Genomic DNA, 12,295 nt, shown 5'->3' with positions numbered 1-12,295 from the left:
AGTTGTGCTATTGTTCCTTAACAGGCGAAATGAATTGGAAAGCAGTCATGCTTTTACTTCATCTGTAAAAAAGATAAATGATAAATAAGGATATTATATGTCAACCGAGAAACAGGAAGTCAGGGCGGTCAATGAGCCAAGCCGCAGTTGGGGATGGCTTATGGCTTTGGGTATCTTTTTTGTGCTGCTGGGCGCAATTGGTTTAAGCATGGTAGTTGGGTTAACTTTGGCCAGTATGCTTTTTTTAGGTATTCTGCTAATCATTGCCGGATGCTCCCAAATTGTTGATGTGTTCAAATCTAAACACTGGCGAGCAGTCATCTGGCATGCCTTTATTGCTGTTCTATATATAGTTGGCGGCGGTCTGGTGATTTATGATCCTCTTCTTGCATCCAGTCTGATTACTCTGATGCTGGCCACGGTTCTGATCGTAATCGGTTTAAGCCGGTTTATTATGGCATCCACACTCAAAGGCTCATCTGCTTTTATATTGATTTTAGCTGGAATTATCGCTATTGCTCTGGGTGTAATGATTATTATGCAATGGCCAATCAGCGGCTTATGGGTGATTGGTCTTTTCATTGCGGTAGAGCTCATGGTTGATGGCTGGGCTTATATTTTTCTGGCCATTGCAATGCGGCGAAGCCGCTAAAAGAAGCCCTGATGCGGCATGGCGCATCAGGGTTAAACCAGCTTATATAACTTCACCGGCATTTCGCGGTGTTTCAAAGTGGCATTGCCGATGAACTCAGCCTGGATGGTGGGTAAATTATTCACTACATCTTCAGAAATCAGGGCGGTAGTGTTGTAGGTTTTATTCAATTGCTCAATATGAGCAGCTGAATTAACCACATCTCCCATAATGGTATATTCGAGCCGCCGTTCGGTACCAATAGTGCCAGTTACAGCATAGCCAAAGTGCAGGCCGATACCCAATTTGAAATTGGGTATGTTGCCTTTGATACTTTCTTCATCCGTGCGTTTAATGATGTCCTGGGCTGCCCGTATGGCATTTGCGATATCATTACCGCTGGAGATTGGCGCTCCGAATACCGCCATAAAACCATCCCCGAGAAATTTATTAATTATCCCTTTGTTATCATGAATAATTTCAACCATATAATTGAAAAGCTGATTCAGATAGCTAACCACAACAGCGGGTTCATTCTGCTCCGTAAAATGAGTAAAGTTTCTGATATCAAGAAACATGACGCATACCGGAATGTATTCACTGGCATTGGCATTTTTTGATAGTAATTTAGCAACTACTTCAGGAGAAACATGCTGTCCAAAAATACTCTCAATTCGTTCGCGCTCTTTTTGAGCCTCAAAGGCTGCACCTAATTGTTTTCTGATTTGAGCGGTTACAAAGCCGGTTACAATGCCTGCAATCAATAACAGCGCAGCGCGCGCGGCAAAGGTGTACCAGCTTGTCAGAAAGGGATCGATCTCCTGAAAATTGCTCCAAAATGGCGCGTAGTAGTAAAGTCCAATATATTCTATCGCTGCTATCAGCCCTGCAAACCGGCAAATCCACTCATTTAAGGTTAATGAAGAAAGAATAATAAAAATAAAATAAACCAGGACAGGCGGCATCAGCAGGACATAAACAGGCGTTTGAAAGTGAGATAAAATAATAATGGCGATAGTCGGGATGCTCACTTCTAAAAAAGAAGTCAAATAGCGGAAAATACCAGGAAATGGCTTTTGATGTTTAATATGTCGACAAATCATTTGTCTCATAAAAAGAAAATAAAGCGCAACCAAAGCCAAGCCGCTGGGTAAAGCGGCCAGAGGTAATCCCCGCATTATTTTAATATATTCCTGGGGATAAAAAATAACAAAAAAGGTCCACATGAGCGAAAGAGATGCAAAAACGATAGCCAGAATGGTCGTTCTTAACTTATCGCTTTTTAATATTTCCAATTCGAGGAAACTTTTTTCCATGCTGCTCTTAAAATTAATCTTTCTCTTTAATTCTAGCCCTGGAAATTAAAAAAGCACGCCTTAAATTGGACTTGGAATAAAAACGTGTTAGTTTCTGAATGTTCAATAGATTAAGGAAGCTCAATGAATACTTTTTTACCACGGAAAAGCCCCGCTGTATTTTTAACATCCCTTGCTCTGGCTTTTCCCCTGTATGCCAGTAATCCTTTGGCAACACAAGAGCAGAAACTTCTCGATGAGAAAGCAATCGAAATCTATCAAAATCATGCCTTTAGATTGCTTCGCATCAAAGCCAAGGCGGTTTATGCACTGGCTTATGGACTTTTAATCAGTAATGAAGCAAAGCCACTGTTGTCACCGATGGTTGATGAGCTGATATTCAGTTCCATTCAAAAAGCAGTTAACAGTGATCCCTATTTCCCAAAAGTGTATTGGGTGGATAGCGGTCCGCGCCAATGGTTTGGCCTGGATGTGCCTGGCGGCCGATACAGTTATGATAATCCGGATGTTATTTACCGTACGATCCCCATAGATGGTTCCTTACATTATAAAATACATGGACACCGGGAACCCGCCGGCCTTGCGGATTCCAGTTTCTCTCTAATCAGTAATCCCAATTCACAGGGTACAGTGGCATTGCTCACTAATAGTGAATTGCAAATCGATGCTGATGGAAATTATGAAATCACGATAGATAGTGAAGCGGCTAATGGTCGAATTAATCATATTCAATCGAATGATGATGCAGAAATGTTGTTTGTGCGCAATAGTCTTGGAGATTGGCAGGCTCAAAAGCCGGATAGTTTATCGGTTGAACTGCTTGATGATATCTCTGGTGAAACGCCAAGATCAGACACCCGAATTTATCTGGAGACGATTAAGAATATCTCGGAATCTATCTTCTTTTACGGGGTAGGGGCTTTGGGTATCAAAACCAAGCTAAATCCGGTTAACACATTTAAACAGCCCGAGCAATCTGATGATTTGGGAACTCTGGTCAGTCAGGCAAGTTCGTTTGGACATTTTGAAATAGAGGATGATGAAGCCTTATTATTAACAGTCGATATGGGAGGTGCTAACTATTTCATTGCGCCGGCGACTGGTCCATGGACCATCACCATCGATCCTGGAAATGTAGTATGCAGTTTAAATAATCAGCAAGCGATGGCTGATACCGATGGACGCTATCGTTTTGTGCTGTCTTTACAGGATCCTGGTGTATACAACTGGATTAGCACTTCCGGTCTGCATGAGGGAACCATGATGCTTCGCTGGCAGAATCTTCCAGCTAACACAGAGGGTCAGGGTCCAGCCATTACTACTGAACTGGTGAAGATTGCGGATCTACCATCAATGCTGCCCCCAGAAACCCATTGGGTAAGCCAGGCTGAGCGTCAGGAGCAAATTCTGAACCGGCAATCAGGCTATCAGTCGCGCAGTACTATTTGACGAAGTAACCGGGTATCTTGCTCGCAGCAGTACCCGGCAATATGATTAACGTCCTAAATTAATGGCATTTGTGATTTCGTTTTGTGATTCTTCAAGCGCATCAGTTGTTTTAGAAACAGTTTCTGGGGCTATTTTTAAAAAGCTTTGCATTCTTGACTTAAGCGAATCTCCATCACGATATCGAGATAGAATCGTTTTATCTTCTTTTGACATTTGAACTGCCTGAGAATAATGGCTTAAAGAGCCTTTTAGCTTATTTTCCAGCAGGCTTCGTAATTCAAGATACTCTGCTTTATTATCCCTGTTGTTTAAATTGTCCTGTATATCAATTTTGGCGGCCTGAATATTGGAGATTAATTTGAGAATAACGGCTCTTTTATCGTCATACTCGCCATGCTTTTGTTCAATTTTATCCGCAATTTTAAGGAGGTTTTGTTCCAGTTGATCCATTGCTTTGAGGATTAATTTGGTTTTGGTCTCAAAAATTTGCATAACCTGTTCAATGTGTTTTTCAGAATGCGCTTCTCGAATGTAACTTGCATTGGAGTCTTTTATAGGATTTAAACTATGTTTTGAAGGATTAAAATCCTCAGTATGATTAGTGAAATTTCCTGTTGTTTTATCAGTTACACGATAATAATTTTTTGTCCTGCTTAAATAGTCACTTGCAGGATACACCTCGTTTGCCCAGGGATCACAAATATAGGCTTGATCACCCCAGGTTTCAGGCTGGCTCGCTATACTATCTTTCTTGCGGCCTACAACCAGAAATACATGATCACCACCTTTGATGTGATATACCTCCGCCTTGGTTTGTGGCGGAGTGTAATTGACGACGTAATCAAGCGCCATCAATGCGAGTTCATGGCAATTACCCAATGACAGTTTTTTACAAAGCTCTATCGTTTGATAAAAATGTTGAATCTCTTTATCCAGTTCAAGCGTATAATCGGGAAAAGCTCGGCAAGCTTTTCGTAACATAGCAATGTATTTTTGCAGCTCGTGTTTTTGTAGAATAGTGTATTCATTATTAACCAGTTGGGTGGAGCCCATCTTGATAAAATGTCTTGCATAAGCGCAGGCATTTTTAGCTATCGCTTCAGAAGTAGTGGGAACTATCTGGGACATATTCCGACAATCAGGTTAAGGACTTTATACTAGTATAGGCTTGATTGATTAACTCAATATTAATTCGAAGTGACCAATATTGATTCAAAATGTTAAGATTGTGTTAATTTTATTTGCTTTCTCACCAACTTACTTCCCCGCTTTATGCGGGGAACGTAGGGTCGAGGGAGTTGCTTATAAAAAGGATTAAATCGAGGGGGTAAAGGATTTAGAAGATACCTCTTCTTTTTGAGTGAATCCTGATGTTAACTCTACTTTTAATTTTGAAAAAGTATCAATGAAACACTTCATCAAAAGCCCGAGGGAATTAAGTGGTTTTCCCGCATCAATTTCACCCGACAGATTGTTGAGTAACAGTGTACTGACCGGTCCTGGTAGCGCTCCTATTTCAGGTTCACTATTTAGTTTGGGTAATATGTGGTTAAAGCCCTGTGTTAGATCGACATTTATTTTAATGGTTGTATTATTTATTATCCATTCCAGTGTTTTCAATGTGTGGATGTATACAGGTGCTTTTTCATCTTTTAATCCAAAATAGATATGAGGAAGCAACTCTTCAATTTCTTCTCGACTAAGCAGGGGTAAAATCACGCTAAAATAATTGGCTGCCTGAAAGCGGTGATAGTGGAGTTTGCTTTGCGATTTTATAATAATCCCGGTAATAACTTGCTCCCGCTGGCTATCAGTCAGAAGCGGTAGTAATCGTTTTAGGCAAATGGGTGATTTTAAATCAGTATAACTCCGCTGTTCTCGTGAGTTTTCCATGATTGTTTGTAATAGCTTATGTGCGTCCTCCGCAGTTATTCGTTTTGCAAGCGCCAATAATAAGTCATCCAATTCCTGCGCTGAATAACTATCTATTATATTGGAGGGAAATAGCGCAGGATTCTCGAGAATTATCCATTGCCAAACACTCTTATGCAGAATAAATAGCTCCTCAGAATTTTCTGTGTTATTTACAGACCAGATTGTCTGTAAATTTTGAGCCATCTTCAGGGAAAGCAATTTAACTGTTCTCTTGTCAAGTTTGTCTTTAGCGGTTAGGAGCCAGCGAACTGCACTGGGGGCTGATTCCAGCTGTCGTTCATCATCAAGAATTGCAATTATTTCTTCGGTTAATTGTGAAACTTCCCGCTCGTCAAAAACAGGAAAAAAAGTGGTCAGGCAATCTAAAATCAGGGGTTTATTCATTCGGGTAAAATAGGTCTCGGATTGCCACAGATTCTTCAGACACTGTTTAAATTCAAGCTTCTGACCTGTAGACCGTATGCGTTCTGCATGTACCTGAACAAAACTGAGAGGTGTTGCCAAATGAGGATTGTAAGGCTCAAGCTGATTACAAAAATGCTCCAGGAAAAGAACAAAATCAAAATCATTTAATCTGGGCGAAAGAGTTGCTAACCCGCGAAAGGATGCGCGGGCTAATGGGTTGGTGGAGCTAATCTTCTGGTTGAGTTTTCCTGCCATGAAATGAACTGAATCATCACTCATTACGGGAATCAGCTTAATGAGGCAATCAATCGTCTCCATCAACTCAGTTTTATCATAATCCAGTGTAGCCAGAAGACGAAGAATGAGCTTGTCGCGATGGGTTTTCTCCAGGCCTGAGATATGACGGGATAGGAAGTTTTTAGCTGATTCCCGACATTGCTGCGACTTGTCAGTCAGCACATGGCTTATCGAAGGAATGAGGCGCGAAAGAAATTGAGATATATTCGCCTGATTCAATTCCTCCATTGTTTTAATACGAACATTCATGTCTGAGTTTTTTAAATTGGCTAATATGAAAAGAAATAACTCGTCCTGTTCTGTATCATTAAGATCGGCTGACCAGCTGAGCATGCATTGTATTAATTGAGGCGGGCAGGTGTTTCTGGACTGCCTCATTTGCTTCAGAAGCCATGAAACGATGGTTTGCCGAACGGAAGCTGACAGCAGGCCTGAGACACTGCTGAGGCTTTGATAAATAGCCGCAGGTAACATTCTCGAGCCCAATAGCGTGTTGCATAACCTCATTTGTTGTTTGGAGGTCATTTTTAAGGCAAATGATCGCAAACATCCGATGGCATATTCCCGTTTTTTTTCAGATTGCAAAGACAGCGCTTTTATGAGCACGGGAATAAATGCATGAAGAGATTTTTCGTCTAGCCTGGGCACTAAAGCACTCAGGTGAAACAACGCGGTTTCGTAATCATAGTCAGTGATGTTTTGCAGCTTCTCACGGATTAACGAGCTGAGTTTTGTCACCTGCTCAGATTTTAAGTAAGAAAATAGAATGTGAAGGTGGTGAAGCTTTTGGGGTTGAAATACTCCCGCAAATAAGCATCTTTCTAGCTGGGCAAACAAATTATTATCAATTTCAAGTGCCACATCATGATAAGCGGCAAGCACAATCATTCCTAGAAAGCGGTAACGGAAACTGACATATGCAGAGCGAATATGCTGTTTCAGATAAGATATAAGATTATTTTTCATCCACGTTCTTAAAGACTCGGGAGGTTGGAAGGCCCATTGTTCGAGAAGCTTTTCCTGTATGCGAAGAGAGTGGCGATCATGTCGTGAAAATAACACCAGGTCTGCGGCCAGTCGGCTATTGCGGCTAACGGAACAATATCTAGCCAATTCCTTAAATGGCATATTCCACATATAGATTCTGGCCAGAGCATAGGGTGGCAGTGCAAAAAGATTCATGTTGATTAAGTGCTGGAATTCTAATTGACAGGATAATATCATATCTGGGTAATAAATAATCCTTTTGTTGAATTATCTCCTGATGTAAGCTTGTCTGGCAACGCGCAAATCCACTCAAAGTTTCTAGCCTTAGACTTGCCTATTGTGTAATATCCTCAAAAAGAAAATTCCTGGAGTGACAATTGTTTGATTTACGAAAGAAAATTGCTCAAATGCTCATTATGGGCTTTTCAGGCACCGAGATAAACGAAAATCACCCTGTTCATTCATGGCTGCTCAAAGACGGTTTAGGCGGCGTATTATTGTTTGATTACGATCTCATCCAGAAAAAAGCAGGAAAAAATCTGCTTCATTTTGAGCAAATCAAAAAATTGACTCAACAGCTCAAAACCTGTTCCAGCCAGTCATTCGCTGGACAACAGGGGATGGATTTAATTGTTGCTGTCGATTATGAGGGTGGGGCTGTTGATCGCTTCAAGTCAATTCCCGGTTCAACTCACACTGTCAGCCCGGAACAACTGGTTCAATTGGATAATGAAGAGCGCAAAAGCATCATCGCTAAAATGGCGAAAATGCTTAATCATCTCGGATTTAATTTAAATTTTGCGCCGGTCGTTGATCTGAATATCAATCCTCTGGAGGGAATAATAGGTCCTTTGGGACGCTGTTTTTCTGCCAATGCAGACAAAGTGGATCGCTTTGCCCAGGAATTTATAGAGATCTTTTCAGAATACGGAATTCACTGCTGCTATAAGCACTTCCCTGGACACGGCAGTGCCGCTGCCGATACTCACAAGGGATTTGTTGATGTGTCCAATAGTTTTTTACCCGAAGAACTAAAACCTTACCAGCTATTAAAGCAATCCCGCGTGATGCCGGCTATGATTATGACCGCGCATGTTATCAATCGGCAACTGGATCCCTCGGGTTTACCTGCGACGCTTTCAAAGCCAATTCTCAGTAACTTATTACGTGAACAGTTAGGTTATGAAGGGATCATCATTAGTGATGATTTGCAGATGCATGCGATTAGTCAGCATTTTAGTATGGATGAAGCATTGGCTTTAACTATAAATGCAGGTGCCGATATGATTATTGTAGCCAACCAGCTGGACACTGTTTCAGCGCCTGAAGTGATTGATCGCATTGAACGTTTGGTATCCGAAGGTACAATAGCTGCCGCCCGTATCGAGCAGGCTTTTCAACGAATTGCTGATTTGAAACAGAAGCAGATTTGCCCTGCCTAGGGCATGTTTTGCTATTCAGAGACAAGAGGCTTTGTTTTTCGAGCAGATCGTGTTAAAATGTGTTCTCAATGTGCAAAAAATACTCAATGGTGGATATGAACGATTTTCAGATAATCAGGAATTTTAAGGTTTCTTACAGCAAAACCAGATATTGTTGTCGCTGTTGTTGCTGACACAGTCTGTAATTCCTTTTTATTGTTAATTGTCATTAAAATCAGAGGTTCACATGCCTTCCACCCAAAAGACTTCAAGCAAATTCTGGCTCAGCACTCCCTTTCTTTATACCATAATGATTCTTCTCGGAATTTTAAGCGGGTTTTCAGATATTCCGGGATTAAAACCCTTGGGCTTATTTATTGCAGATGTGTTCATTCGTATCTTCAAATGCATTAGCCTTCCCATAATCGCATTATCAATTATCGTTACTCTGACTAATTATCGCGCTGACGGGGCAATGAAGAGAGTATGGCAGCGTGCCATGACCTATACTTTGATTACTACGGTTATCGCAGCAGCGATCAGTTGTTTATTATATCTTCTGATTCAGCCGGGAATGGCAACTCTGACTGCTGCTAAAATTTCAGGGCCAGTAGCTTCTCAGTCTTCTTATTTTGAACATATCAGCAGCCTGATTCCCTCGACTATTTTCGAGCCGTTTCTCCAACATCAGGTAATGGGTGTTTTATTACTGGGGATAGTGACCGGCATTGCCATTCGCTATATTCCTGAGCAGGAGCCTCGTCAGACGATTACAGCATTTTTCCGTGCCGCACATGGACTTTTCATGGTAATTACGGGCTGGGTAATTAAAATCATTCCTTTGGGCTTATATGGTTTTATTACCAGTACTGTAGTTCAGTTGCGCGAAGGGGAATCGATTCGCGGACTTGGAGGCTATCTGCTAATCATCGTGCTGGCTAATTTAATCCAGGGCCTGGTGGTTTTGCCTCTGTGGTTAAAGAGCCAGGGAATAAAACCATTTGCGGCTCTTCGCGGCATGCTGCCGGCACTGTCTGTGGCTTTTTTCTCAAAGTCATCGGTTGGAACTTTGCCAGTCACGATGGAAACCGCTGAAAAAAATCTGAATGTCAGACCAGAAGTCAGCCGATTTGTATTGCCGCTTTGCACCAGTCTGAACATGAATGGCTGCGCTGCGTTTATTTTTACTACGGTCATTTATTTAATGCAAAACCATGGGATGGAAATAAGCTTACCAATGATGGCGCTTTGGGTGTTTATTTCAACCATTGCAGCCATCGGTAATGCCGGTGTACCAATGGGTTGTTTTTTTCTTAGTGCCAGTCTTTTGGCAAGCATGAATGTGCCTATTACGCTGATGTGGCTTATTTTACCTTTCTACAGCCTGATTGATATGCTGGAAACCTCTCTCAATGTCTGGTCCGATTCCTGTGTTGCTAAAGTGGTAAATGAAAAATTAGAGGATAATGCCAGGGATTTTGTACCGGAGGGTGTTCCAACTGGTCATTCGATCTGAGGTGCAGATGTTTAAGAGAAAATCCCCTCTCCCAAGTTTGGGAGAGGGCTAGGGTCACTGCCATTAAGTTAAGCTCAGTTGTATATAAACTGTCCTCCCCGCGAAGGCGGGGATCCATCTCTAAGCTCGCTATAATGCCAATTGAGGAATGGATTCCCGCCTTCGCGGGAAAGACAAAATTTCCTTAACTTAATGGCAGTGAGGGCTAGGGTGAGGGTTGATTTTAACCTTAGGTGGAGGACAGTTTAATATACATTGAACTTATCCAAGACTTACTTTAACAGCTGCTCACAAATCCCGTAATAAATATCGCTGAGTTTTTCCAAATCCTGCAAACTGACACATTCATTAACCTGATGAATGGTAGCATTAACAGGTCCCAATTCGATAACCTCCACCCCATAAGGTGCGATAAAACGCCCATCCGAGGTGCCGCCGGTAGTCGATAGCTCAGGGGAATACCCCGTTACTTTTTGAATCACCTGTATCGTTGTCTCCAGCAGTTTGCCCTGATCGGTTAGAAAAGGCTCTCCATTAATACGCCATTTAATTTCGGGATTTAAGTGGTGGGAGTGGAATATATCTCTTACTTGCTGCTCCAGTCCCAGTGCTGTTTGTTCGGTAGAATAACGGAAATTAAATTGCATAAACAAATTGCCAGGAATGATATTTGAAGCAATACCTCCGGACTGGATGTTGGTGATCTGAAATGAAGTGGGGGGAAAGTACTCATTGCCTTTATCCCATTCTTTAAAGACCAGTTCTGTCAATGCAGGACTTAGTTTGTGAATGGGATTCTCTGCAAGATGAGGATAGGCCACATGCCCCTGTTTGCCATTGAATGTCAGATTACCAGAAAGAGAACCACGACGACCAATTTTAATTACATCTGCAATTCGTTCAGTGCTGGATGGTTCTCCGACTATGCAATAGTCTATCTTAATCCCGCTCTTAACGATTTCTTCCATAACATGGGGCGTTCCAAGCTGAAACAAGTCGCCTTCTTCTCCACTGGTAATTAAAAATCCAAGACTGCCAGGAAAAGAAGGGTGTTTGTCAATGAAGCGCTTGGCAGCAAGCAGCATAGCGGCCAAACTGCCTTTCATATCAGCAGTGCCGCGTCCGTAAAGCTCATCGCCAATAAGCGTTAGCTTGAAAGGAGGCGTCTTCCACTGTTCACTATCGCCAATTGGAACCACATCGGTATGTCCAGCAAAAACAAGAAGCGGCGAGGAAACCCCGTAGCGGGCAAAAAAATTATCGACCGGGCTATTATTGAAGGGATGGCAGGTGAATCCCAAATGGCTTAGAAAATTAAGCATTGACTCCTGGCAGCCGGCATCGAACGGTGTGATTGATTCACGTTCAATCAAATCTGCAAGAATTTCATAGAGCGAATTCATCAGAGATCTCGAAGCAATTCATTAACGCTGACTTTTGAGCGGGTTTTTTCGTCGACTTGTTTGACGATAACCGCACAATAAAGACTATGACTGCCATCTTCACTGGGTAGATTACCCGAGACTACAACAGAACCGGCCGGAATGCGCCCGTAGGTAATAGTGCCAGTCATCCTGTTGTAAATTCTGGTGCTCTGACCAAGATAGACGCCCATCGATATGACAGAGCCGCGCTCGACAATAACGCCTTCCACAACTTCAGAGCGGGCTCCGATGAAGCAATCGTCTTCAATGATTGTCGGGTTGGCTTGCAAGGGCTCAAGAACCCCCCCTATACCTGCACCTCCGGATAAGTGGACATTCTTACCAATTTGCGCACAGGAGCCTACTGTGGCCCAGGTATCGATCATCGTACCCTCATCGATATAAGCTCCGATATTGACATAGGAGGGCATCAGGATGGTATTTTTACCGATAAATGCACCTTGACGAACCATTGCATGAGGAACTACTCGCACGCCGGTATTTTTAAAATCCTCGTCACTGTAATGAGTAAATTTTAATGGCATTTTGTCATAGAATTGACAAAATCCTGCATCAATAGCTTGATTATCATATAATTTAAAGGACAGCAAAACTGCTTTTTTTATCCATTGATGAACAACCCATTCTGAGCCAGATTTTTCTGCAACACGCAATTGACCGGTATCAAGCCCGTTAAATACTTCATGAACTGCTTCGATAATATTACTGGGAGCTGTCTGGGAAGATAAACTGTGGCGTTGCTCAAAAGCGTCTTCAATCGTTTGCTGCAGGGAGTTCATGGTATAGATCTCTTAACTGATTTTTATTGTAGAGTATCCACGAGCGCATTTTTTTTCAAGGGACTTTTTCTCCACATATCACCGAGCCTGGCAAAGCTGCTTCGCAGATAATGA

9 protein-coding genes are annotated in these 12,295 nt (G+C 42.1%); 4 read left to right on the top strand and 5 right to left on the bottom strand.

The genetic code is table 11. The features are described from left to right. The first annotated feature begins 97 nt into the window (after positions 1-97). Positions 98-652, top strand: a complete 555-nt coding sequence (locus B1207_RS09440) for an HdeD family acid-resistance protein (protein WP_112219725.1) — start codon at positions 98-100, stop codon at positions 650-652. 32 nt (positions 653-684) lie between these two features. On the opposite strand, the gene B1207_RS09435 is transcribed toward B1207_RS09440, so the two are convergent. Next, on the bottom strand, positions 685-1,947 hold the full coding sequence (locus B1207_RS09435) for an adenylate/guanylate cyclase domain-containing protein (RefSeq protein WP_112219724.1): 1,263 nt from the start codon (positions 1,945-1,947) through the stop codon (positions 685-687). A 123-nt stretch (positions 1,948-2,070) separates the two neighbouring features. Here B1207_RS09435 and B1207_RS09430 point away from each other — a divergent pair, with 123 nt between their 5' ends. After that, the gene (locus tag B1207_RS09430) at positions 2,071-3,396 is read left to right on the top strand and encodes a hypothetical protein (RefSeq protein ID WP_112219723.1); all 1,326 of its coding nucleotides are present in this window, start codon (positions 2,071-2,073) and stop codon (positions 3,394-3,396) included. Between the two features lie 45 nt (positions 3,397-3,441). On the opposite strand, the gene B1207_RS09425 is transcribed toward B1207_RS09430, so the two are convergent. Both B1207_RS09425 and B1207_RS09420 read right to left on the bottom strand, forming a co-directional pair. Beyond that, positions 3,442-4,524 carry a hypothetical protein gene (locus B1207_RS09425; RefSeq protein WP_112219722.1) on the bottom strand — a complete coding sequence of 361 codons (1,083 nt, stop codon included), beginning with the start codon at positions 4,522-4,524 and terminating at the stop codon, positions 3,442-3,444. A gap of 186 nt (positions 4,525-4,710) precedes the next feature. Continuing rightward, complete coding sequence (locus B1207_RS09420; protein WP_146740058.1) at positions 4,711-7,215, bottom strand: hypothetical protein; 2,505 nt, start codon at positions 7,213-7,215, stop codon at positions 4,711-4,713. A 182-nt stretch (positions 7,216-7,397) separates the two neighbouring features. Here B1207_RS09420 and B1207_RS09415 point away from each other — a divergent pair, with 182 nt between their 5' ends. Both B1207_RS09415 and B1207_RS09410 read left to right on the top strand, forming a co-directional pair. Continuing rightward, on the top strand, positions 7,398-8,462 hold the full coding sequence (locus tag B1207_RS09415; protein WP_112219720.1) for a glycoside hydrolase family 3 N-terminal domain-containing protein: 1,065 nt from the start codon (positions 7,398-7,400) through the stop codon (positions 8,460-8,462). A 226-nt stretch (positions 8,463-8,688) separates the two neighbouring features. Continuing rightward, positions 8,689-9,957: a dicarboxylate/amino acid:cation symporter gene (locus B1207_RS09410; protein WP_112219719.1), complete on the top strand. Its 1,269-nt coding sequence runs from the start codon at positions 8,689-8,691 to the stop codon at positions 9,955-9,957. A 272-nt stretch (positions 9,958-10,229) separates the two neighbouring features. Here B1207_RS09410 and dapE read toward each other — a convergent pair whose 3' ends face one another. Together dapE and dapD are read right to left on the bottom strand one after the other, a co-directional pair. Continuing rightward, a complete protein-coding gene (gene dapE / locus B1207_RS09405; protein WP_112219718.1) occupies positions 10,230-11,360 on the bottom strand; it encodes a succinyl-diaminopimelate desuccinylase in 1,131 nt (376 codons plus the stop codon). Further along, positions 11,360-12,181: a 2,3,4,5-tetrahydropyridine-2,6-dicarboxylate N-succinyltransferase gene (gene dapD, locus B1207_RS09400; protein ID WP_112219717.1), complete on the bottom strand. Its 822-nt coding sequence runs from the start codon at positions 12,179-12,181 to the stop codon at positions 11,360-11,362. The genes dapE and dapD overlap by 1 nt, the downstream gene beginning before the upstream one ends. Positions 12,182-12,295 lie beyond the last annotated feature (114 nt).

The organism is Legionella quinlivanii, assembly GCF_003265995.1.
GTDB classification, from domain to species: domain Bacteria; phylum Pseudomonadota; class Gammaproteobacteria; order Legionellales; family Legionellaceae; genus Legionella_C; species Legionella_C quinlivanii_A.
Note: the sequence above shows the minus strand (reverse complement) of the source record. Positions and strands in the feature narration are given on the sequence as shown.